Genomic DNA, 23684 nt, shown 5'->3' on the forward strand with positions numbered 1-23684 from the left:
CGGTCACTGTTTCGTAAATTATGTTCATGACGTTCGCGGAGGAATCGTGAAGGGCCGAAGACCCCGCCGCACCCTGGCCGGGCAGGTGTTCGTCGTCCAGGTGCTGGTGCTCGCGGCGGTGATCGCCGCCGCCGCGCTGCTGACCTTCCTGCAGACCCGCCGGGTGCAGGACGACGCCACCCGCGCCGAGGTGCGCGACACCGCGGTCGCCGTCGCGCAGTCGCCCTCCACGCTGGCCGGGGTGCGCGGCCCCGACCCGACCGCCGCGCTGCAACCGGTGACCGAGGCCATCCGCAAGGCCACCGGCATGGACTTCATCGTGGTGATGGCCCCCGACCGCACCCGCTACACCCACACCGAGACCGACCGGATCGGAAAACCGTTCAGCGGCAATATCGATCGGGCGCTCGCGGGGGAAACCTTCACCGAGACGTTCACCGGCACCCTCGGCCCCTCCATCCGCGCGGTCACCCCGGTCCGCGACGCCGACGGCCGCATCGTCGCGCTGGTGTCGGCGGGCGTCACCCGCACCCACATCGGCGAGCAGGTGGCCGCCCAGTTGCCGCTCATCCTGGCGGTGGCCGCGGGCGGGCTGGCGCTGGCCACGATCAGCTCACTGTTGCTGCGGCGCCGGCTGTTACGGCAGACCCACGGGCTCGGCACGGCCGAACTGCGGATGATGTACGAGCACCACGACGCGGTGCTGCACTCCATCCACGAGGGGCTGCTGGTGTTCGGCAAGTCCGACGCCGACGCCGAGGTGGTCAACGATCAGGCGCGCCTGTTGCTCGGCCTGCCCGACGGGCCGATCACGCGCGCGGACCTGCCGGTGTCGTTGCAACGCTTGGGGACCGGCGTGGTGCGCGACGAGATGCACGTGACCCCCGAGCGGGTACTGGTGGTGAATCAGGACGTGGTCGAACACGCCGGACGCCGCATCGGCACCGTGGTGACACTGCGCGACCACACCGAATTGCGGGACGTGCTCGGCGAATTGGACTCGGTGCGCGGCTTCGCCGAATCGCTGCGCGCCCAGGCGCACGAGGCCGCCAACCGGCTGCACACCGTGGTCACCATGGTCGAGCTGGGGCGGCACCGGGAGGCGGTGAGCTTCGCGACCGCGGAACTCGAACTGTCCCAAGCCCTCATCGACCGGCTCACCGGGGCGGTCGCCGAACCCGCGGTGGTGGCGTTGCTGCTGGGCAAGGTGGAGCAGGCCGCCGAGTACGGCGTCGAACTGACCGTCACCGGCGACACCATGCTCGACACCACCGAGCCGCTCACTCCGCACGAGATGGTCACGTTGCTGGGCAATCTCATCGACAACGCCCTCGACGAGGTGGGTCACGACGAGGACGCCTGGCTGGAGGTGACGGTGCGCCGCGACGACACCGAGCTGTACATCCGGGTCGCCGACAGCGGCCCCGGCATGTCCGAGGAACTGTTCACCCGCGCCACCGAGCGCGGCTACTCCACCAAGACCGACCACCACGGGCTCGGGCTGGCGCTGGTGCGGCGGCTGGTGGCCCGGCACGCCGGTGAGTTGCGGGCCCGGCGCGAGCCGGAATCCGCTGTGATCGTGAGGTTTCCGCGATGAGAATCGACCGGGAGGCGCCGGTCCGGGTGCTGATCGTCGAGGACGAGCCGAAAATCGCTGCGGCACACCGCTCTTACCTGGAAAGGGTGGACGGTTTCGACGTGGTGGCGGTGGCGCACACCGGACGCGAGGCCCTCTCGATCGCGAAAAGGTCACAATCTTCCGGCGTCCCGATCGATCTGGTGCTGATGGACATCGGTTTGCCGGACATGAGCGGGCTCGCGGTGGCGGCCGCGCTCGCGGTGCTGCGCCCACGCCCCGATGTCATCGCCGTCACCTCCGCCCGGGATCTGGCCATGGTGCGCGCCGCCGTCGCGCACGGCGTGGTGCTGTATCTGTTGAAGCCCTTCACCTTCGCCGCCTTCCGGGAGAAGCTGGAACGCTACCGCGAGTACCGCGCCGCCCTGCCCGCCGGCGAGACCGCGGTGTCACAGCACGACATCGACCGCGCCTTCGGCGTACTGCGCACACCCGAACAGCGACCCACGTCCCCGAAAGGCATTGCGCCGCAGACGATGGACGAGGTGGCGCGCGCGGTGCGGGGCGCGCCCGAGGGCCTGTCCGCGGGCGAAGCGGGCCGCGCGGTGGGGGTTTCGCGGGTGACCGCGTGGCGATACCTGGAACGTATGGCCGAAGACGGCGTGGTGGAACGGCGAACCGACTACGGTCGGACGGGACGGCCGCAGGTTCGGTACGTGTGGTTGCGCTGAGTGCGGGGGATTGCACACCGAGCGCGGTTCGCCGCTGATTTGCGCGTACGGGGAAGTGACGGGAACCACAGGGTCGGTTGCACCGGAACCGACTGCTCATGATGTAACAGTGGCCACCTTTCGGTCCGCACACGTGCTGTAACAGCCACTAGGTTTCAAGATATGTAGCTGCGAAGTTCTGACGAAGTTGAGTAGCGGAGAAAACGTGCGAATGTTCGGCAAACGGTTGGGTTCGCCGGATCCCAAACGCCACCTGTGGGTGCTGGGGCTCATCGCCCCCATGTCGGCGTTGCTGCCCTCCCAGCTGGTGTTGCATACCAAGCTGACGGTGTTCTGGTGGATCGGACCGATCATCATCCTGATCGTGATTCCGGTGCTGGACTGGGTCGTCGGGGAGGACGGCACCAATCCGCGCGACGAGGACTACGAACTGCTCAGCAACGACCGGTTCTACCGGTGGTGCACCTACCTGTTCCTGCCGATCCAGGTGATCGGCCTGGTCATCGCCGCCTGTATGTGGGCGGGCACCGACCTGTCCGTGGTCGACAAGATCGGGCTGGCCACCACGCTGGGGCTCGTCAGCGGTATCGGCATCAACGCGGCGCACGAGCTCGGCCACCGGGTCGAGAGCCTCGAGCGCTGGCTGTCGAAGATGGCGCTGGCGCAGTCGGCCTACGGGCATTTCTTCGTCGAGCACAACAAGGGCCACCATGCCCGCGTCGCCACCCCCGAGGATCCCGCCAGCGCCCGCATGGGTGAATCGCTGTGGGAGTTCCTGCCCCGCAGCGTGATCGGCGGCTTCCGTTCGGCAATCAAGCTCGAGGGCGAGCGGCTGGCGCGCAGGGGGCACCGCTGGTTCAGTGTCCACAACCACATCCTGCAGGCATGGAGCATGACCGTGGTGCTGTTCGGCGGGCTGATGGCGATCTACAGTCCGGCCATCCTGCCGTACCTGCTGTTGCAGGCCGTGATCGGCGCGGGCCTGCTCGAAACCGTCAACTACGTCGAGCACTACGGGCTGCTGCGCGGTCGTCGCCCGAACGGCAACTGGGCCCGCTGCGCCCCGAGCGACAGCTGGAACAGCGACCGCCTGGTCACCAATATCTTCATGTTCCACCTGCAGCGGCACAGCGACCATCACGCCAACCCCGGCCGCCGCTACCAGACGCTGCGCAGTTCCGAGGAAGCCCCGCAGCTGCCCGCGGGCTATGCCACCATGATCTTGCTGGCCCTGTTCCCGCCGGTGTGGCGCATCGTGATGGACCCGCGCCTGCTCGCGCACTACTCGGGGGACGTCAGCCGGGCCAATATCCAACCCCGCAAGCGCGAGCGCATCCTCGCCGCGTACGACGTACCGGCGGCCGCGTAGGGTTTGGGAGAAGCAGCCGACCAGGAGAGGCAGATGACGACCTCAGTGTCCAGCACGATGACCCCTGATGTTCGCAACGGGATCGACTACAAGGTGGCGGATCTGTCACTGGCCGAGTTCGGCCGCAAGGAGATTCGCCTTGCCGAGCACGAGATGCCGGGCCTGATGGCGCTGCGTCGCGAGTACCACGACGTCCAGCCGCTGAAGGGCGCGCGCATCTCCGGCTCCCTGCACATGACCGTGCAGACCGCCGTGCTGATCGAGACCCTGGTCGCGCTGGGCGCGCAGGTGCGGTGGGCGTCGTGCAACATCTTCTCCACCCAGGACCACGCGGCCGCCGCGGTCGTGGTCGGCCCGCACGGCACCGTCGACGAGCCCAAGGGCACCCCGGTCTTCGCCTGGAAGGGCGAGACCCTGGAGGAGTACTGGTGGGCCGCAGAGCAGATGCTGACCTGGCCGGGCGAGCCGGCCAACATGATCCTCGACGACGGCGGTGACGCCACCATGCTGGTGCTGCGCGGCGCCCAGTTCGAGAAGGCCGGTGTCGTGCCGCCCGAGGACGAGACCCACTCCGAGGAGTACAAGGTCTTCCTGAACCTGCTGCGCGCGAGCCTCGAGGCGGACGGCGGCAAGTGGGGCGCCATCGCCGAGTCGGTCAAGGGCGTCACCGAGGAGACCACCACCGGCGTGCTGCGGCTGTACCAGTTCGCCGCCGCGGGCGAGCTGGTGTTCCCGGCCATCAACGTCAACGACTCGGTCACCAAGTCCAAGTTCGACAACAAGTACGGCACCCGCCACTCGCTGATCGACGGCATCAACCGCGGCACCGATGTGCTCATCGGCGGCAAGAAGGTGCTGATCTGCGGTTACGGCGACGTCGGCAAGGGCTGCGCGGAGTCGATGGCCGGCCAGGGCGCCCGCGTGCAGGTCACCGAGATCGACCCGATCAACGCGCTGCAGGCGCTGATGGACGGCTTCGACGTGGTCACCGTCGAGCAGGCCATCGCCGACGCCGACATCGTGATCACCTCGACCGGCAACAAGGACATCATCACCCTCGATCACATGAAGGCGATGAAGGGCCAGGCCATCCTGGGCAATATCGGCCACTTCGACAACGAGATCGACATGGCCGCCTTGGAGCGCTCGGGCGCGCAGCGGTTGAACATCAAGCCGCAGGTCGACCTGTGGACGTTCCCCGAGACCGGCCGCGCGATCATCGTGCTGTCCGAGGGCCGCCTGCTCAACCTGGGCAACGCCACCGGCCACCCCTCGTTCGTGATGTCGAACTCCTTCTCCAACCAGGTCATCGCGCAGATCGAACTGTGGACCAAGCCGGAGGAGTACGACAACGAGGTCTACCGCCTCCCCAAGCACCTCGACGAGAAGGTCGCCAAGATCCACGTCGAGGCCCTGGGCGGCACCCTGACCAAGCTCACCAAGGACCAGGCCGAGTACATCGGCGTGGACGTGGAGGGCCCGTACAAGCCGGAGCACTACCGCTACTGAGCGGAATCCTGCTGTAGTACCTGAAAATTCGGCCGGTCACCCACGGGTGACCGGCCGAATCTCGTTGGCGGGCGGACTAGTTGGTGTCTCCCACCTTGGGGTAGCAGCCGTGTCGCGCCGGATCCCAGCTTCCGCCGCAGATCCAGGGGCCCAGCAGGTCGCCCAGGGCGGAGGAGCCCGAACTCGACGACCCGGACGATCCCGAATCGGTGGCCGCCGCCACCGGGTCCGCCGCGGTGTCGACCATGAGGGAACTCGGGTGGAACACGGGGTACTCGCAACGGGAGTCGTGGGTGCTGTCGCCTGGGATCCAGGTGCCGTTCTGCCCCTTGCAGGCCCACTGAGCGCTCCCGCTCACCAGCGCAGACCCGGTGGCCAACTTGTCGAGGACCGTACCGAGGATCGCATTGCCCAGATCGAGCCCCGCGGAGCCGGTCGGGGACCCGCCGGCGATCGGGGCCGGATTCGTGGACGCCGCCACGGGGTCGAGGGTGAGCGGGGCCGCGGTGGCGGCGCCGGTGGCGAGGGCGGCGGAGGCCACAGCGGTCGCCAGGACTGTCGAGACGCGGTGCGCCAGGGCTGATTTCATGGTTTTCTCCGGATCGGAACTTGGTGGCCGGCCGAATCTCATTGCCGTGTGGACTAATCCAGCCACGGGGGGACGTCGGTGCATCCGTACTGCGAGCTCCAGTACCGGCCGTTGCCCGTGAGTTGGCACACGAGCGCTTTGGGAAGCAGGTCCGCGGAACCGCTCGAGCCCGAGCCGGTGGTCGTCGCCACCAGCTCGGCGGTGGACGGGGCGGTATCGACGGTGCGGGCGGTCGGGTGGAATCCGCCCCCGACCTTGCAGCCGGGAGTGGTGGGATCCCAGGTGCCGCCCTCCAGTTTGCACAGGATCTGACCGGTCCAGTTGGCCACGGCGGAGCCAGAGGTGAACGCGGTGGAGGCGTTGCTGCTGCCGGTGCTGAGGACGCTCTCGGCGGTGTCGAGCGCCGCGGAGCCCGTCGGGACGGGTACCGGAAGGCCGATCGGGTCGAGGGTGACGGTCTCGGCGGTGGCTGCGCCGGTGGCGAGGGCGGCGGTGGCGAGGGCGGTGGCCAGGATTGTCGAGACGCGGTGTGTCAGGGCGGATTTCATCGACCGGGCTCCTTGAGGGTTCAACGTCGGCAAATTCTAAAAGGAATGAGTTTCAGAAATATGCCGTGAATTCTGGGGGCATCGGGCGGGTGAACGGGGGTGGAAACAACTGTGCCGCCGACCCGTCGGGGGTGGCGGCACAGTCGACCGGTGAGTGCTAGCGAATGCAGATGTCGAAGCCGGGGACCCAGGTGCCGCCGGTGATGGTGCAGAGGCCGGCGCTGAGGAGTTGGCTGACGCTGGAGCCGGTGCCGAGGACATTGCTCGAGCCGCCGGAGGAGGAGAGGGAAGAGGCCGAGCCGGAGTCGGCGACCTGGGCGGCCGTGTCCGGGGTGGCGGGGTCGAGGGTGAGGGGGGCCGCGTTCGCGGTGCCGCCCAGGGAAAGGGCGGCGGTGGAGATGGCGACGGCGGCCAGGGTGAGGCGTGTCTTCATCAGGGGGTGCGCTCCTTGCAGGGGGAGTGGTGGCTAGAACCTACAAGGGTTGAATCGTGAACGTTTCGGATTCGCTCTTATTGTTCCGGTGATCGCGGATAGGGCTTTCGGGACAAACCGGGAACCTGCCGTTATGTGGCGGCGGAGGTTGGGTAGTCTCGCCGCATGGGTGCACTGGTTCCGGTGGAAGGGCTCGACGGCGCGGGCAAGCGCACGCTCACCGAGGCCGTCGTCGCGGACCTGCGCGCCCGCGGGCTGCGCGTCGCGACGCTGGCCTTCCCGCGGTACGGGGTCTCGGTGCACGCCGACCTGGCGGCCGAGGCGCTGCGCGGCGGCCATGGGGATACCGCCCAGTCTGTGAACGCCATGGCGCTGCTGTTCGCCCTCGATCGCGCCGACGCGCGCGACGAGCTCTCGAAACTGCTGGCGGACAACGACATCGTGCTACTGGACCGTTACGTCGCCTCCAATGCCGCCTACTCCGCCGCGCGGATGGAACAGGACGCGCACGGTGAAATCGTGGACTGGATCGCCGCATTGGAGTTCGAACGATTCGGGCTTCCCGCCCCGGATATCCAGATTCTCCTGGATGTTCCGGTCGACGTGGCCGAGGAGCGCGCCCGCCTGCGCGGCGAGGCCGACGCCGCGCGTGCGTTGGACGCGTACGAGAAAGACGGTGGACTGCAGCGTCGCACCGGTAGGGTCTACCGTGAGCTGGCCGAAATCAGCTGGCGTGGACCGTGGTGGGTGCATCGAACCGGAGACGATCCGGCAACACTCGCCGCGCGCCTCGCGGAAATTGTTGCTGGATAGGGTTGGATGTCCGCCGACAGGTCACGAGTGTTGGCGTGGCGGCCGAATCAGAGCCGGAGAGGTGACAAACTAGACGTTATGAAGCCGAAGATTCTGGTCGTCGACGACGATATGGCTCTCGCGGAGATGCTCACGATCGTCTTGCGCGGTGAGGGTTTCGACCCCCACGTCGTCGGAGACGGCACGCAGGCGCTGACCGCGGTCCGGGAGCTGCGCCCGGACCTCGTGTTGCTGGATCTCATGCTGCCCGGCATGAACGGCATCGACGTATGCCGGGTGTTGCGAGCCGACTCGGGTGTGCCCATCGTGATGCTGACGGCGAAGACCGACACGGTCGACGTCGTCCTGGGTTTGGAAAGCGGCGCCGACGACTACATCGTCAAGCCGTTCAAGCCGAAGGAACTCGTGGCCCGGGTGCGGGCGCGCTTGCGTCGCACCGAGGAGGAGCCGCAGGAACTGCTGTCGATCGCCGACATCGTCATCGATGTGCCCGCGCACAAGGTGACTCGCGGCGGCGCGCAGATCTCGCTGACTCCCCTGGAGTTCGATCTGCTGGTGGCGCTGGCCCGCAAGCCGCGCCAGGTGTTCACCCGCGAGGTGTTGTTGGAACAGGTCTGGGGATACCGGCACGCCGCCGACACCCGCCTGGTCAACGTGCACGTGCAGCGGTTGCGCGCCAAGGTGGAGAAGGACCCCGAGAACCCTGAGATCGTGTTGACCGTTCGAGGTGTGGGCTACAAGGCCGGACCGCCGTGATCGATGGCTCCAGAAACCGCGTGCAGCGGTGGCTGGCGGTAGTGATGGCCTGGTTCCGCAATCTAGGCGAGCAACTGGGCCATGTGTGGCGGCGTTCGCTGCAGTTGCGGGTCGTCGTGTCCACCCTCACCCTGTCGCTGATCGGCATCACGATTCTGGGCGTCGTGCTCACGAGTCAGATCACCGACCGGCTGTTGGACGCGAAGATCAACGCGGCCGTCGAGGAAATGGGTCGCGCCCGCAACACCGTTCAGAATCAACTGACCGGTGTGCACGACTCGGGCACCCAGCAGAGTCGACTCGACGATGCCCGCCGCGCGCTGTTCTCCAGCGCCGGCGGGACTCAGACCGGCGGCGCCGCAGGCAGTTACGAGGCCGCTCTGGCGATGACAGGAGACAGCGGACAGGAGCTCACCTCCGGCTCGATCCAGGAGATCCCCACCGAGCTGCGGCAATTCGTCAAGCAGCGGCAGGTCTCCTACCAGTTCTCCACGGTCTCCAGCCCGGACGGGTACAAGGGTTCGGCACTGATCATCGGCAGTCCGTCGGCCGATATCGACTCGCTGGAGATCTATCTGATCTTCCCGCTCACCAATGAGCAACGCAGCCTGTCGCTCATGCGCGGCACCATGCTCATCGGCGGCATCGTGCTGCTGGTCCTGCTGGCCGCCATCACGGCGCTGGTGACCCGGCAGGTGGTGCTGCCCATCCGATCCGCGGCCCGCATCGCGAGCCGATTCGCGGACGGGCGCCTCAAGGAGCGCATGCTGGTGCGCGGTGAGGATGACATGGCCAGGCTGGCCATGTCGTTCAACGAGATGGCCGAGAGTCTGTCCAACCAGATCACCCAGCTCGAGGAGTTCGGAAATCTGCAGCGCCGCTTCACCTCCGACGTCAGCCACGAACTGCGCACGCCGTTGACCACGGTGCGCATGGCCGCCGACCTGATCCATGGGTCCAGCGACGACCTGGACCCCGCGCTGGCGCGCTCCGCCGAACTGCTGGTCAACGAACTCGACCGCTTCGAGGGCCTGCTCAACGACCTGCTCGAGATCAGCCGCCACGACGCGGGCGTGGCCGAGCTGCAGGTGGAATCGCTCGACGTGCGCATGTGCGCGCGGGCCGCGGTCTCCACGGTGCGGCACCTGGCCCGCGAATCCGGCGTGGAACTCGTGGTCGACATGCCCGAGGAACCCCTTGTCGCCGAGGTGGATCCGCGCCGCGTCGAACGGGTGCTGCGCAACCTGCTCGCCAATGCCATAGACCACAGCGAGGGCAAACCGGTCCTCATGCGCATGCGCGGCGACGTGGACGCCAATGCCGTCGCCATCGTGGTGCGCGACCAGGGCGTGGGCCTGCGCCCGGGCGAGGAGAAGCTGGTGTTCAACCGCTTCTGGCGCTCGGACCCCTCCCGCATGCGCCGCTCCGGCGGCACCGGCCTGGGCCTGTCCATCAGCGTCGAGGACGCCAACCTGCACGAGGGCAAGCTCGAGGCGTGGGGCGAGATCGGCGTGGGGGCGAGCTTCCGGCTCACCCTGCCGCTGGTCCGCGGCCGCAAACTGGGCACGAGCCCACTCTCGCTGGAGCCGCCCAAGATTCGCGGCGCGGTCTCACCTGAACAACTGGCCCTGGATATCGCGGGCCCCGACGCCCCGGCGGGCTCGGACACCGCGACCGGCGAAGCCGCCGCGGGCCCCGATTCGGTCCCGGCGGGCCTGCTCGGCCTGGCCGCGCTCGAATCCGTGCCCACCGCAATCGAACCGGGCACCGACGGCCTCGACGCGGACGCGGTGGAATCCGCCGCCGCGGAAACCGGCGACGGCGAACCGGGATTCGACGCCATCGCCCCGGAATTCCCGGCCGCCACCGGCATCGACGACGCGACCGCCGACCACGGCGACGTGACCGCCGCCGACCTGGCCGACGCCGCCGACATGGCTGCCCGCGAGGGCTTCGAGCCCGAGCCCCCCGACAACGACACCGCCGGAACACCTCCCGGCACCGCCGAGGGAACCGGTTCCGGGCGTGACGCTTCCGGGGGCTCTGTACCGGCCGAGCCGGGTGACGACCAATCATGAGGCGGCCGGCGAGGGCCCTGTTCCGGGCCCTGGCGGCCCTCGGCTGCCTGATCGCGGTGAGCTCCTGTGCGAGCCTGCCGGATTCCTCGGCGCCGCAGGCGCTGGGCAGCCTCGACCACCAGCCCACCAGCGCCGCGCTCAACCCGCCGGTCGCCGGGCGCGAGCCCGAACAGCTGCTGCTGGACTACCTGCAGGCCACCGCGGACCCGGCGAACCGGCATCAGCTGGCGCGCCAATTCCTCTCGCCCGCGGCCAATGTGCAGTGGGACGACGGGGCCGGCATCACCATCGTGGACTCCCAGCCGAACACCTTGCGCGAGTCCCGTACGGGTGATTCGGCCACCTATGTGATCCGGGCGCGCAAGATCGGCGAGCTGGCCGCGGACGGCTCCTACCGGGCCGCCGACGGCACGCTGGAGACCAAGATCGATCTGGAGAAGATCGGCGGCGAGTGGCGGATCAAGGACGTGCCCTCGGGCGTCATCGTCGAGCAGGCCGCGTTCGCCAAGTTCTACCACCGGTATTCGCTGTTCTTCCCGAATCTGACCGGGGCCGGGATGGTGCCGGACCTGCGCTGGATCTCCGCCCGCAAGGACCAGCTGGCGCAGCGGCTGCTCAGCATGCTCAGCGAGGGACCGCAGTCGGCGCTGGCCCCGGCCGTGCACAACCCGATGGGCGCGCCCGTCTCACAGCGCGGCCCGGTCACCAAGGCCAATGGCGATCCCGACAGCGTCGGGGTCGCTGGCGGCGGGATGGCCGTCGACTTCTCCGGCGCGGCCGCGCTCGACCCGGCCAACCGGGACCTGCTCGCCACCCAGGTGGTGCTCACCTTGTCCGGGGCCGACGTGCTGGGCCCGTACCTGATCAACGCCGACGGCAAACCGCTCGTCGAGAAGTACGCGGCGGGCTGGCAGCGCGCCGATGTGGAGGCCCGCAGTCCGGATGTGATCGCCCGCAACCGGACCGGTCTGCACGCGGTCCGTGACGGTTCGCTGGTGGCGGTCAACGGCAGCGGCATCACGCCCGCCCCCGGCTTCTTCGGCAGCACCCACGCGCTGCAGTCGGTGGGGCTCTCACCGGACGGGACGCTGGTCGCCGCGGTGGCCCGCTCCGGCCGTCCGGACCCCGAACCCGAGCGCACCCTGATCATCGGAACCTATGACGGGCAGGGCTTTCCGGTCGCCACCGGCGGCACCTTCACCCGGCCCACCTGGCCCGCCGACGGCAGTTCGGCCTGGTCGGTGGTGGACGGGGACCGGGTGATCCGGGCCGTGCACGATCGCGGCACCGGCAATGTGTCGGTGCAGGACGTCGACATCGCCGCCCTGATGGCGGCGGCGATCAACTCGACCTCGCCACGCACCCCCATCACCGAACTGCGCATCTCCCCGTCCGGGGCGCGGGCGGCGATCATCGCCAACGGCAAGGTGTACGTGGCGGTGGTGGTCCCGCAGCCGAACGGGAAGTTCGCGCTGTCCGCGCCGCTGCCGCTGGCCATCGGACTGTCCACGCCCGCGGTGTCCCTCGACTGGCTCACCGACGAGCGGGTCATCGTGGCCCGCGACGGCACGGTGGACCCGGTGGCCGGGGTGCTGGTGGACGGTTCCGAGTACCGGGCCCAGTCCTCCCAGAACCTCACCCCGCCGGTGCGGGTGGTGAGCGCCTCCCCGGATCAGGAGTACGTGGCCGACTCGCGCGCGGTGCTGGAACTGACCCGCAATCCCGAAGGGCGCGAGGACTACTGGCGCGAAGTTCCGGGTCTGGGGGCCAACGCGGTTCCGGTGCTGCCCGGCTAGGCGCACACTGGGGGACATGGGGGAACTGCTGGATCTGATCCTGCCGCGCACCTGCGGCGGGTGCGGGCGAGCCGGAACCTGGTGGTGCGCGGAGTGCGCCGCCGCGCTGTCCGGCCCGCCCATCCGGATCCGGCCGCGCGCCGATCCAGGGGTGCCGTGCTGGGCGCTGGCTGCCTACGCGGGTCCGCCGCGACGGGCGGTGCTGGGCGTCAAGGAGCAGGGCCGGCGCGAGCTGGCGCGGCCGCTGGGAACCGGATTGGCCAGGGGGCTGGATCATTTGCGGGACGCCTCCCGGCCCCTGGCGCTGGTGCCCGCGCCCAGTCGGGCGGCCGCGGCCCGGCGGCGCGGCGGGGATCCGGTGGTGCGTGCCGCGAGCGTCGCGGCGGGTTGGCTACCGGGTTGCCGCCTGGTACGCGTGTTGCGCATGGGTCCCGGTGTGCGGGATTCGGTCGGCCTCGGGCACCGCGATCGCCAGCACAATCTGCACGGGCGGATCATGGTAGCCACCACCCGGCCCCCGAGTGCGCTGATTCCGGCAAATGCCGAGGTAGTGGTCATCGATGACGTGTTGACCACCGGTGTCACGGTGACCGAATCGGTCCGCGTGCTCACCGCCGCGCGGGTCGCCGTGCGTGCCGTGCTGGTTACCTGCGCTGCTTGATTCTCCGAAATTTGCGTGAACACTGGCGGACAGGTCGCTGGCGCACTAGGTTGGCGATCAGACACCCGAACCGCAAGTTTGGAGGTGGCGCCTCGGACATATGTGCCGATGCGAGTTCCATCGGTCGGCACACGTTTCAATCCCGCCGCACGAGCGGCTTGTGCGGCCAGATCCGGGAGGTACGCGTGACGACTTCTTCACGACTCTCAGCGAAGAACGCAAGCACTTCGGTGCTGCTCGATGACGAACTCATCGACGAATCAGCCAGTCGGGCCACCACGGCGGACGTCGTGGTCAAGGGCAGGACCCTGGGGGAGGGCGGAGTGCCCGACCATTTCCGAATTCATGTGGCGGACAAGCTGTCTCGGCTCGAGCGCTTCGACCCCACCATTTACCTCTTCGACGTGGAGCTCACCCACGAACGTAACCGTCGTCAACGCAAGAACTGCCAGCGGATAGAGATCACCGCCCGGGGCAAGGGTCCGATCGTGCGGTCCGAGGCCTGCGCGGACAGCTTCTACGCCGCCCTCGAGGGTGCCGTCGAGAAGCTCGAGAGCCGATTGCGCCGGCTCAAGGATCGCCGCCGCGTGCATCACGGGGACAAGACGCCGATCTCGGTCGCGGAGGCGACCGCGGGTCTGGTCGACGAATCGCTGTTCTCCGACAACGGATCCGAGGCTCACGACCATTCGGCTGCGATGGAAGGCGAATCCGCCGGTCCCGGCCATGTCGTGCGCACCAAGCAGCACCCCGCGATACCCATGACGGTCGATGACGCGCTGTACCAGATGGAGCTCGTCGGCCACGATTTCTTCCTGTTCCAGGACAAGGAGACCGACCGACCGTCGGTCGTCTACCGCCGTCACGCCTTCGATTACGGGCTCATCAGGCTCGCGTAGTCGCGGTAAACAGGGACATCCACTTTTCGACCGGGGTCACGGGACAGGCCCCGGTCGCCTGTTGTCCGGGGCAAGTCTTGCTGTTACGGCGCGTATCAGTTAAAACTGTGCCATGGCTACCAAGGGCGCTCGCCGTGCTGTCATCGTCGCCGGGGCGCGGACCCCGTTCGTGCGGGCATTCACCGACTTCACACGCATGGACTCCATCGACCTCGCGGACATCGCCGTGCGCGGCCTGCTGGAACGAACCGGACTGCCCAAGGGTGACGTCCAGGGCATCGTGTGGGGCGGCGTGGTGCTGCCCAGCGCCGCGCCGAACATCGCCCGCGAGATCGCACTCGACCTCGAACTCGACCCGGGCTGCGAGGGCTTCACGGTGACCCGCGCCTGCGCGTCGGGCCTGCAGGCCGTGGTGTCCGCGGCCGCCGCCATCGAGCGCGGCGAACACGACATCATGATCGCCGGCGGCAGCGACTCGACCAGCAATGCCGAGGTCAAGCTGCCGCAGAAGCTGGTGCACGCCGCCGCGCCGCTGGCCTTGGGCAAACCCAAGCCCAAGGACTACCTCACCGCCGCAACGCAATTGGCCCCGTTCTACGACCTGATGCCGCGCCGCCCGCGGATCGCCGAGCGCACCACCGGCGAGGTCATGGGCGAATCCGCCGAGAAAATGGCCCGCATCCACGGCGTCTCGCGCGGCGCGCAGGACTACTTCGCCGCCACCTCGCACCACCGCGCAGCGGCCGCCATCGAATCCGGCCGCTTCGACCGCGAGGTGCTCTCGGTCCGCACCCCCGACGGCACCGCCGTCACCCGCGACGGCCTGGTCCGCCGCGACACCAGCCTCGCCAAACTCGCCAAGCTGGCACCGGTTTTCGCCGAGAACGGCACCGTTACCGCGGGCAACTCCAGCCCCCTCACCGACGGCGCGTCCGCGGTGCTGCTGATGAGCGAGGACAAGGCCCGCGCCCTCGGCTTCACGCCGCTGGCCGCCTTCCGTTCCTGGAGCTTCGTCAGCGTCGACCCGCGCGACCAGGTCCTCATCGGCCCCGCCATCTCCATGCCGCGCGCCCTCGACCAGGCCGGAATGTCGCTGGGCGATATCGATTTCGTCGACATCCACGAGGCCTTCGCCGCCCAGACCCTCTCCGTGGTCTCCGCCCTGGCCAGCGACGAATGGGCCAAGGCCCGCCTCGACCGCGACACCGCCGTCGGCGAGATCGACCCGGCCAAGCTCAATGTCCACGGCGGCTCGGTCTCCCTGGGCCACCCGTTCGGCGCGACCGGCGCGCGCATGGTCACCACCATGGCCAACGAACTCGCCGTGACCGGGAAGTCCACCGCGCTGCTCGGCATCTGCGCCGCGGGCGGCATCGGAGCCTCGGCGGTGCTGGAAGCCGTCTAGCCGACACGTTTCGGTGTCACCTGTCCGGTGGCCGACGCACATGCGCCTTCATGCAGGTGAGACCCCGATCCGCTACGGCGGAACGGGGTTTGCGGCGGGCGGATCGAAAATCGTTGGTGGAGACTCGGCGTCGAATGGGTATCCCTGGGGAAACGAGCTGGGCGGAGGCGGATCATGAACGGCAGGACGATGATCGGCACCGCGGCAGTCCTGCTCGCGGCGGGGACCGCCGGGGCGGGAAGCGCTGCGGCGCTGCCACTTCCGGCGACCGGGTCCGAAGGCGGGCAGCCGGTCTCCGATCTGAAGCTGCGGCCGCACGATGCCGGACGACATGTCGGGGAACGGTATCCCGTCTACGGACTGGTGTATTCGGACGCGGCGGTGTGGACTCTCGGGTTCGTGCACGGTGAGCCGACCCGGTACTACACCATCGACGGGGCGCGTGTGGAGCTCACCGGACCGGTCCGGGAGTCGGTCAGACAGGGTGACGAGTTCACCGGGACCATCACCATCAACGGCAAGAACGACTCGGGGGATCCCGTGGTCACCTTGGACGACGTGTCCGTCATCGGGCATCGGCCCACCGACGCGCTGCGCTGAGCCGGGAGCCGCCGCGCCATTCGGAATGATTGCAGCGTGAAACACATCCGGCACACAATCGAGGTGTGGGTTTCCGGGAGTGGAAACAGGCGGTATCGAACGGCGACAGTGATCGCGCCATCGCCGCGCGGATGGGCACCAACCAGATGCGGGTGGCCCGGCACCTGAGCGGCGACTCGCCGGTCGCGGAAACGGTCATCGCGTTCAGCCGCACCTATGGCGTGAGTCCGATCGAAGGCTTGATCGCGGCCGGGTTCCTCACCCGCGATGACGTCCTGCGCGCCTCCCTGGTGGAGGCGCTGCGCGAGGCGACCGGCGCGGAACTGGCCGCCGAGGTGACCCGGCGAATGGCCGACCCCGAACCGGACGCCGTCGAGGACCGGTCCACAACCACACGACGCGAACGGCTCGGGCACGGATCGCCGGAGGATTAGCGCGGGCCGCCGCGGGTGCGGCGTCGTCCTCGCTACCGCCCCGCAGCACCGAGTCGTCGAGGTCAGTCGTCCGAACGGGGCGTGAACCGCTCCCAGTGGATGGCCGATTCGAGCGGGCGGCGATTACGCCAGCCGAACCGCTCCAGGTCCGGGACCTGCTGGAACTCGTGGACCGGGCCGACGCAGAGCCACGCCACCGGCTTCACGCCGGGCGGCAGGTCGAGCAGGTCGGTCAGGAACGGCTCGTCGTAGAAGCTCACCCAGCCCACCCCCACGCCCTCGGCGGTGGCGGCCAGCCACAGGTTCTGGATGGCCAGGATGGTGGAGTAGATGCCGGTCTCGGGCACCGTGGCCCGGCCGAGCACATGGGTACCGCCGCGGGCCTGATTGTGGGTCACCACGATCCCGGTGCCGCTCTCGACGATGCCCTCGATCTTGATCGGATTGAAGGTCTCGGCGCGGTCGGCGGGCAGCGAGTCGTTGAACTCCTGCCGCTTCTCGGCCACGTGGTCGGCGAACTTGCCGAGCGTGCCCGGATCCCGCAGCACCACGAAGTCCCACGGCATGGAGTTGCCGACGCTGGGCGCGCGATGGGCGGCCTCGAGAATCCGCAGCAGCGTGGCGTCGTCCACCACTTCGCCGGTGAATTCGGCGCGGACGTCACGACGCAACTTGATGGCGTCGTAGACGCTCAAACATTCGAGGGGGCTGATCGGGCCTTCGGAACACACGCGGTCCAGTCAACCAGGCCGGAACCGCGCCGAACCTGGCAGCCCTCCACAGCGACAACGCCTCCCGCCGGCAGTCCGGCGGGAGGCGTTCGCGGTCGTGGGTGACTAGCGCGCCATGGCGGGCTCACGGCGGGCCAGCTTGCGGCGGCCCTCCTGCAGCGCGGTGCGCAGGCCGCGGCGGCGGCCGGTCATCGGGTCCACGGTGGACGCGCCGCCGAACATCTTCTCCGACTTGGTCTCCGGAGCGTCGTCGGTGGAGCGGCGCAGGTACTTGTTGGGCAGCGACAGCTTCATGATGGTGCGCCACGACTTGGCGTACTGCACCGGCAGCGACCCGGCGGTGTACGGCAGGTCGTACTTCTCGCACAGCGCCCGCACCCGCACCGCGATGTCCTTCAGGTGGTTGGACGGGATGTCCGGGTACAGGTGGTGCTCGATCTGGTGCGACAGGTTGCCGGTCATGAAGTGCATGACCGGGCCGCCGGAGATGTTCGCCGAGCCCAGCATCTGGCGCAGGTACCACTCGCCCTGGGTCTCGTTGTCGCAGTCGAACTTGGTGAACTTCTCCGCGCCGTCGGGGAAGTGGCCGCAGAAGATGACCGCGTTGGTCCACACATTGCGGACCACATTGGCGGCCAGGTTCGCGGTCAGCGTGCCCAGGAAGGACGGGCCGGTGAGCAGCGGGAAGATCAGGTAGTCCTTGGCGGCCTGCTTGCCGATCTTCTTCAGAACCGTCTTGCGGTCCTCCTCGAACTGGATGCGCTCGGGCGAACCCGGGGCCCACTTCTTCTTGGCGACCTTGCCCAGCTCCAGGTGCTGGATGGCGACGCCGTACTCGAAGAACATCTGCAGCAGCAGGTTGTAGACCGGCTGGCCCAGGTAGAACGGCGTCCAGCGCTGGTCGCGGGTGACGCGCAGCAGGCCGTAGCCGATGTCGTCGTCCATGCCCAGCACGTTGGTGTACTTGTGGTGCAGGAAGTTGTGGGTGATCTTCCAGTGCTCGGAGGGACCGGCGTTGTCCCATTCCCACTTGGTGGAGTGGATTTCCGGATCGTTCATCCAGTCCCACTGCCCGTGCATCACATTGTGGCCGATCTCCATGTTCTCGATGATCTTGGCGGTGCCCAGCAGGGCGACGCCGGCCAGCCACGCGGGCGGGAAAAGACTAGCGAAAAGCACTGCGCGGCCACTGATTTCGAGGCCGCGCTGGAGACGGATCACATTGCGGATGTAACGGGCATCCTTGTCGCCCAGGGATGACTCGACCTCACGGCGGATCGCGTCCAGCTCCGCCCCGATCGCTTCGACATCCTCCGGGGTGAGGTGCGCGTATTCCTTGACATCCGAGATCGCCATGCTGGTTACAGTACCGTAGGTTACGGTCCCGTAGGTTACGACGATCGAATCTCTAACGTGTCGTATACCGCATTGTTTTCGCGACTGCCGTCTGCTAGCGATTGCGGCGGAGTTTACGCGAGAACCAGCCCTCGCGCTGAGCTTTCTCGGTCAGCAAAGCCTTTTCCGCCAAAGCCTTTTCGCGCAACGCCTCCTTGGCCTCGCGCAGCACCTGCTTCTCGTGCGCGGCCTTCTCCTTGAGCGCCACCTTGGCCTCCTGCAGCGCCGACCGCAGCCCGCGCCGCTCACCCGTCTCCGGGTCCAGGCCCCAGCTCGGCTGATGCTCGGCCAGCCACTCCGACGCGTTGTGCACGGCCAGCCACTCACCGGACTTGTTGTGCTCGGCCAGCCACTCCGAGCCGTTCCACGCCGGCAGCGAGATGCCCGCGAACTTGCGCTCCGAGGACGTCTCCGGGGCGTCGTCGGCGGTCCGCTTGAGCCACTGATCCGGCAGCGCCAGCTTGTGAATCGTGCGGAACGCCAACAGGTACTGCTTGCCCAGCGAGCCCGTGGTGTAGGGCAGGTCGTACTTGTCGCACAGCTCGCGCACCTTCACCGACACCTGCGCGTAGCGGTTGCTCGGCAGGTCCGGGAACAGGTGGTGCTCGATCTGGTAGCTCAGGTTGCCGCTCATGAACGCCATGGCCGGGCCCGCGTCGAAGTTGGCGCTGCCCAGCATCTGCCGCAGGTACCACTCGCCCTGCGTCTCGTTCTCGAACTGCTCCTCGGTGAACTTCTCCGCGCCGTCGGGGAAGTGGCCGCAGAAGATGACCGCGTAGGCCCACAGATTGCGGACCAGGTTCGCGGTCGCGTTCGCCTTCAGCGTCGACTTCCACGCCGGACCGGTCAGCGCCGGATAGATCACGAAGTCCTTGGCGACCTGCTTACCGGCCTTGCGCCAGAACGCCTTGTTCGGCTCGGTGACGATGTGCCGCGGCGGGAAGAACTGGCTCGGCGGAATACCCATCTGCTCCTTGGTGGCCGCCAGATCGTGCAGGGCGATGCCCCACTCGAACAGCGCCGCCAGGAACAGATTCGCGACCGGCTGCACCAGGTTGATCGGCTTCCACTCCTCGTCGCGCGTCATGCGCAGGATGCCGAAGCCCAGATCCTCATCCATGTCGAGGATGTTGGTGTACATGTGGTGCGAGTAGTTGTGCGCGGCCTTCCACTGCGCCGACGTCCCCGTCATATCCCACTCCCACGTGGTGGAGTGGATCTCCGGGTCGTTCATCCAATCCCATTGCCCGTGGCTGACGTTGTGCCCGAGCTCCATGTTCTCGATGATCTTCGCGACCGACAGCAGGGCGGTGCCGGTCAGCCACGCCCAGCGCTTCTTGGATGCGAACAGGGTGGCGCGACCGGCCGCCTCGAGGATCCGCTGCGCGGCGATGGTGCGCTTGATATAGCGCGCGTCACGCTCGCCGAGCGAATGCTCGACATCGCGCCGGATGGTGTCGAGCTCCTGGCCCAGGGTCTCGATATCGGCCGCCGTCAAATGGGCGAACGCCTTGATGTCGGTGATGGCCACCGGCAGGTCCTTCCGTGGTTGATCTGCCTCGCACCGCTGCGCGGATGGGGCGGCCCCGACGGGGGCCGGTCAGGCTCGATTGCTATCGAGGGTAGCCGTTCTCGGGCGGGACCGTCTCACACGGTGCGGTGTGGGTCGGCCCCCCGGACAGTGTCGGTCCGACCTCGAGGGTCGGTCGGTCAGACCTCGAGGGTGCAGTCGCCCGCGGCCGCGGAGATGCAGGTCTGGATCTTGTCCCCGGCGCGGTGTTCCTTGCCGTTGCGCAGGTCCCGCACATGTCCCTCGGTCACGGTCACCACGCAGGTCTGGCAGATGCCCATGCGGCAGCCGAACGGCATCTGCACGCCCGCGCCCTCACCGGCCTGCAGCAGCGTGGTCGCGCCGTCCACCTCGACGGCCCGGCCGGTCTTGGCGAAGGTGACGGTGCCGCCCTCGGCGGTGGCGCTGCGCTCGATCTCGAACCGCTCCACATGCAGCTGGTCCGCGATACCGGCGGCGGCCCAGTGCTTTTCGATCTCGTCCAGCATGGGCAGCGGGCCGCAGGCCCAGGTCTCGCGCTCACGCCAGTCCGGGCACACGGTGTCCAGATCGGCGAGCGCGAACTTGCCGTTCTCGCCGGTGAGGTGCAGGTGGGCGGTGAAACCCGGACGGCGGTCGTGCAATTCGCGCAGCTCGTCGCCGAACATCACATCGTCGGGGGTGCGGGCGGAGTGCACGTGCAGCACATCCGGGACCGCGTCGCGGCGATCCATGGTGCGCAGCATGGCCATCACCGGGGTGATGCCCGAGCCCGCGGTCAGGAACAGCACCTTGCGCGGCGCCGGATCCGGCAGCACGAAACCGCCCTGCGGCGCGGCCAAGCGCACGATGGTGCCCGCCGGGACACCCGAGACGATGTGGGTGGACAGGAAGCCCTCCGGCATCGCCTTCACCGCGATGGAGATCAGCCGGCGGCCCTTGTGGGCGCCGTCGCCGGTCCAATCCGGCGGGCTGGTCAGCGAATACGAGCGCCAGTGCCAGCGGCCCTCCACCAGCACACCGATGCCGATGTACTGGCCCGGGGAGAACTTGAAGTCGAAGCCCCAGCCCGGCTTGATCACCAGGGTGGCCGAGTCCGCGGTCTCCTTGCGGACCTCCACGATGCGGCCGCGCAGCTCGCGCGCCGACCACAGCGGGTTCACCAGGTGCAGGTAGTCGTCGGGCAGCAGGGGAGTGGTGATCCGGGCCGCGGCTCCGCGCAGGGCGTCGAGCGGAGTCCGCCCGGCGTTCCCGCCTTCGGCCACGGGGGCCTCCAGCCATTCGCGCAGTCCTCGCACGGAGAATCCGCCACTCTTCGATGCCATATCCGGAAAGCTTTCTGTCGTCGTGCACGCTGGTCAGCGCATCGTCGCGCACGGTTCGCCCGTGTGATGGGCGACCATCACAACAAGGTTACGGCATCGTAGGTTACGCAGCCGGATGTACCTGTCTCTCGAGACTTCCGGGGAATTCTCGGGTGGCGGTCAGAGCAGGTCGAGCAGGAACGGGAGTTCCTGGGCCGCGTACCAAGCCAGTTGGTGATCTTCGGCGTCGCCCAGGACGAATTCGGCGTCCGCGTCGCCCATGTCGGCGGCGTCGATGACCTCGACGGCCTTGGCCACCTCGGACTCGGCCTCGGCCAGGTCCACATGGATGGACGCGATGCGGTCGTAGGGGATGGCGGCGGAGAGCCGGACCACGGCGTCGTCGAGGTCGGGGCGCAGGGTGGCGCCGGTGACGTCGGCGGCGATGACCGCGCGGCGGAAGATCGGGCCCCGGGGCGCGGCCTCGCCGGCCTCGTCGCCCGCGTCCTCGCCGCCCAGGTCCGCGACGGCCTGCTCCTCGGCGAGCAGCCGCAGCGAGGCGCGCGCGGCTTCGGCCATGGCGACCTCGGCGAGTTCCTCGTCGTCGCCGGAGGCGTAGGCCTCGCGCAGCGCGGGGGTCACCGCGAAGGCGGTGTCGTTGAGGGCGCGGATCTCCCGGTCCTTCACCAGTTCCCGCAGCATCGGCACCGTGGCCGGGACGTAGACCCGTAGCTTCTTCGACACGGCGGACGACTCACTGGACGCAGGCACCGAGCATCTCCTCCATCGACTCGTGCACCGAAGCGGTCAGCACCGCGATATCGGCCATGGCGTCGCGATCGGCGGTGAGTCCGTAGAACACCCGCCCGTCGTAGGACGTGAGCCCGATACTCAGAGCCTGAAAGCGCAGCAACGGCGACACCGGGTACATCTCCAGCATCCGCGCGCCGCCGATGTACATGGCCTGCTGCGGACCCGGCGCGTTGGTGATCACCAGATTGAACGTGTGCTCTGCAAAAGTACTCGCCGACCGCACGCTCATGGCATGCAGGCTCGCCGGGGCGAATCCGGCCATGTGCACCAGCGTGCGCGCCCGCACCCCGCGCTGATGCCGCGAGTGCGCCTCGGTGGCGTGCTTGATGTGCTCGATGCGGATCACCGGATTCGGTTCGCCCACCGGCAGATCCAGCAGCAGCGAGGTGACCTCGCCCGCGGGCTTCAGTTCGCCGTGCGGACCGTCGGCGTACACCGACATGGGGACCACCGCGCGCAGCGCGTCGGCCTCGGTCAGCACCTGCCCGCGGGAGAGCAGCCAATTGCGCAGCGCGCCGGTCACCACCGCGAGGATCACGTCGTTGATGGAGCAGTCGAACCGCTTGCGGATCTTGCGGTAGTCCTCGAGATCGGTGCGCACCACCTCGAAGCGGCGATTGCGGGAGGTGCGGGTGTTCAGGGGGCTGTCGGGCGCGCCGATGGCCGCGGTGCGGACCATGGACACCACCTTCTGCACGGCCTTGCCGGTGGCGTCGACCATGGCGAAGGCCTCGGCCATGTGGTGCCGCGCCACCTCCAGGCCTTCGCGCGGCTGGGTGGCCAGGTGGGCGGCCGCGCCGAGCAGCAGTTCCAGCTCGGCGGGCTCGCGGTGGGCGACCCAGGCGTCGTCGGCGACCTCGCGGGGCGCGGTCGAGGTGTCCAGGATCACATGCCCGATCTCGAGCGCGCTGTCGCCGTCCACCAGGGCCGAATGGGTCTTGGTGAAGATCGCGCAGCGACCCTCCGACAGGCCCTCGACCAGGTACATCTCCCACAGCGGGCGGCTCGGGTCGAGCGGGCGTGAGGCCAGCCGGGCCACCAGGTCCAGCAGCTGTTCGTCGGTGCCCGGCTCGGGCAGCGCCGAACGCCGCACGTGGTAGGTGATGTCGAAGTGGCTGTCGTCCACCCAGATCGGGCGGCCCAGCGCGAACGGGATCTCCCGCACCTTGCGCCGGTACAGCGGCACCAGCGGCAGCCGCGACTCGACCAGCGACACCAGCCGGTCGTAATCCAGCGGCCCGGGCCCGGATCTACCGGTGGGCGCGGGATTGCGCAGAATCGCCAGCGAGCCGATGTGCATGGGGTTGCTGCTGGATTCCAACCGGTAGAACGACGCGTCCTGCGGCGTCAGTCTGGTGATCACGCTGCCCGCTACTCCCTTATCCCTGCCCGCGCCTCGCAGTTTCCCCCTGCCGAGGCGCCGGCTTTCATGCGGATGAACCGCCTGGAGGCAAGCTATCGCAATACGGTCACCTGGGGGAATGTATGGGCCGCACTGCCCGAGATAACGCACCGTCGTCGGTGCCGCCGTTCCGGGCGCGCGGGCGCAGACCGCCGCACGCCGGACCCCCTACATGGTACGTCAGGGGTCTCGAATCAGCCTCGGCCGCAACCCCATTCGCTGGGCGTTCGCCAGGGTCGGGAGCGGCGGTGCGGGCGTCGCGCTTTCACAGCTTCTCCTCAGCGCCCGGGCCG

At 68.5% G+C, this 23684-nt stretch carries 22 protein-coding genes; 13 read left to right on the top strand and 9 right to left on the bottom strand.

The features are described 5' to 3' along the window. Positions 1-46: 46 nt before the first annotated feature. The 4 genes from ABZ412_RS23520 (at position 47) to ahcY (ending at position 5185) form a co-directional block, all read left to right on the top strand. Positions 47-1597 (top strand): ATP-binding protein, encoded by a 1551-nt coding sequence (locus ABZ412_RS23520; RefSeq protein WP_357283549.1) that lies wholly within the window; start codon positions 47-49, stop codon positions 1595-1597. Next, a complete protein-coding gene (locus ABZ412_RS23525) occupies positions 1594-2307 on the top strand; it encodes a response regulator (protein WP_357283552.1) in 714 nt (237 codons plus the stop codon). The genes ABZ412_RS23520 and ABZ412_RS23525 overlap by 4 nt, the downstream gene beginning before the upstream one ends. Before the next feature lie 211 nt (positions 2308-2518). Then, the gene (locus ABZ412_RS23530) at positions 2519-3676 is read left to right on the top strand and encodes an alkane 1-monooxygenase (RefSeq protein WP_357283554.1); all 1158 of its coding nucleotides are present in this window, start codon (positions 2519-2521) and stop codon (positions 3674-3676) included. Between the two features lie 33 nt (positions 3677-3709). After that, positions 3710-5185, top strand: a complete 1476-nt coding sequence (ahcY, locus tag ABZ412_RS23535; RefSeq protein WP_357283557.1) for an adenosylhomocysteinase — start codon at positions 3710-3712, stop codon at positions 5183-5185. 76 nt (positions 5186-5261) lie between these two features. On the opposite strand, the gene ABZ412_RS23540 is transcribed toward ahcY, so the two are convergent. From ABZ412_RS23540 to ABZ412_RS23550, 3 genes are all read right to left on the bottom strand, one after another. Then, the gene (locus ABZ412_RS23540; RefSeq protein WP_357283560.1) at positions 5262-5774 is read right to left on the bottom strand and encodes a hypothetical protein; all 513 of its coding nucleotides are present in this window, start codon (positions 5772-5774) and stop codon (positions 5262-5264) included. 53 nt (positions 5775-5827) lie between these two features. Next, complete coding sequence (locus tag ABZ412_RS23545; RefSeq protein ID WP_357283562.1) at positions 5828-6322, bottom strand: hypothetical protein; 495 nt, start codon at positions 6320-6322, stop codon at positions 5828-5830. 157 nt (positions 6323-6479) lie between these two features. After that, complete coding sequence (locus tag ABZ412_RS23550; RefSeq protein WP_357283565.1) at positions 6480-6755, bottom strand: hypothetical protein; 276 nt, start codon at positions 6753-6755, stop codon at positions 6480-6482. A 165-nt stretch (positions 6756-6920) separates the two neighbouring features. On the opposite strand from ABZ412_RS23550, the gene ABZ412_RS23555 reads away from it, so the two are divergent. From ABZ412_RS23555 to ABZ412_RS23595, 9 genes are all read left to right on the top strand, one after another. Further along, positions 6921-7568: a dTMP kinase gene (locus tag ABZ412_RS23555; protein ID WP_357283567.1), complete on the top strand. Its 648-nt coding sequence runs from the start codon at positions 6921-6923 to the stop codon at positions 7566-7568. Between the two features lie 78 nt (positions 7569-7646). Then, positions 7647-8324, top strand: coding sequence for an MtrAB system response regulator MtrA (gene mtrA / locus ABZ412_RS23560; RefSeq protein ID WP_033090495.1), 678 nt, complete (start codon positions 7647-7649; stop codon positions 8322-8324). Between the two features lie 44 nt (positions 8325-8368). Beyond that, on the top strand, positions 8369-10402 hold the full coding sequence (mtrB, locus tag ABZ412_RS23565; RefSeq protein WP_357283724.1) for an MtrAB system histidine kinase MtrB: 2034 nt from the start codon (positions 8369-8371) through the stop codon (positions 10400-10402). Next, entirely contained in the window at positions 10399-12198 is a 1800-nt protein-coding gene (gene lpqB / locus ABZ412_RS23570) for an MtrAB system accessory lipoprotein LpqB (RefSeq protein ID WP_357283570.1), read from the top strand. The genes mtrB and lpqB overlap by 4 nt, the downstream gene beginning before the upstream one ends. Positions 12199-12214: 16 nt before the next feature. Beyond that, positions 12215-12859, top strand: a complete 645-nt coding sequence (locus ABZ412_RS23575; protein ID WP_357283571.1) for a ComF family protein — start codon at positions 12215-12217, stop codon at positions 12857-12859. Between the two features lie 233 nt (positions 12860-13092). Next, positions 13093-13758 (top strand): ribosome-associated translation inhibitor RaiA, encoded by a 666-nt coding sequence (raiA, locus tag ABZ412_RS23580; protein ID WP_357087356.1) that lies wholly within the window; start codon positions 13093-13095, stop codon positions 13756-13758. Between the two features lie 112 nt (positions 13759-13870). Continuing rightward, entirely contained in the window at positions 13871-15163 is a 1293-nt protein-coding gene (locus ABZ412_RS23585; RefSeq protein ID WP_357283574.1) for an acetyl-CoA C-acyltransferase, read from the top strand. Between the two features lie 174 nt (positions 15164-15337). Next, positions 15338-15763 carry a hypothetical protein gene (locus ABZ412_RS23590; RefSeq protein ID WP_357283577.1) on the top strand — a complete coding sequence of 142 codons (426 nt, stop codon included), beginning with the start codon at positions 15338-15340 and terminating at the stop codon, positions 15761-15763. Between the two features lie 65 nt (positions 15764-15828). Next, positions 15829-16197, top strand: coding sequence for a hypothetical protein (locus ABZ412_RS23595; protein ID WP_357283579.1), 369 nt, complete (start codon positions 15829-15831; stop codon positions 16195-16197). Between the two features lie 62 nt (positions 16198-16259). On the opposite strand, the gene bluB is transcribed toward ABZ412_RS23595, so the two are convergent. The 6 genes from bluB to ABZ412_RS23625 all read right to left on the bottom strand — a co-directional run bounded on the left by bluB (position 16260) and on the right by ABZ412_RS23625 (position 23352). Continuing rightward, on the bottom strand, positions 16260-16892 hold the full coding sequence (gene bluB / locus ABZ412_RS23600) for a 5,6-dimethylbenzimidazole synthase (RefSeq protein WP_357283582.1): 633 nt from the start codon (positions 16890-16892) through the stop codon (positions 16260-16262). Between the two features lie 141 nt (positions 16893-17033). Next, on the bottom strand, positions 17034-18284 hold the full coding sequence (locus tag ABZ412_RS23605) for an acyl-CoA desaturase (RefSeq protein WP_357283585.1): 1251 nt from the start codon (positions 18282-18284) through the stop codon (positions 17034-17036). A gap of 94 nt (positions 18285-18378) precedes the next feature. Beyond that, the gene (locus ABZ412_RS23610) at positions 18379-19854 is read right to left on the bottom strand and encodes a fatty acid desaturase (protein WP_357283588.1); all 1476 of its coding nucleotides are present in this window, start codon (positions 19852-19854) and stop codon (positions 18379-18381) included. 179 nt (positions 19855-20033) lie between these two features. Next, positions 20034-21197, bottom strand: a complete 1164-nt coding sequence (locus ABZ412_RS23615) for a ferredoxin reductase (RefSeq protein ID WP_357283590.1) — start codon at positions 21195-21197, stop codon at positions 20034-20036. 159 nt (positions 21198-21356) lie between these two features. Next, positions 21357-21878: a hypothetical protein gene (locus tag ABZ412_RS23620; RefSeq protein ID WP_357283726.1), complete on the bottom strand. Its 522-nt coding sequence runs from the start codon at positions 21876-21878 to the stop codon at positions 21357-21359. A 52-nt stretch (positions 21879-21930) separates the two neighbouring features. Continuing rightward, the gene (locus tag ABZ412_RS23625) at positions 21931-23352 is read right to left on the bottom strand and encodes a wax ester/triacylglycerol synthase family O-acyltransferase (RefSeq protein WP_357283592.1); all 1422 of its coding nucleotides are present in this window, start codon (positions 23350-23352) and stop codon (positions 21931-21933) included. Positions 23353-23684 lie beyond the last annotated feature (332 nt).

This window comes from Nocardia sp. NPDC005746 (genome assembly GCF_040630785.1).
In the GTDB taxonomy this organism is placed as follows: Bacteria; Actinomycetota; Actinomycetes; order Mycobacteriales; family Mycobacteriaceae; genus Nocardia.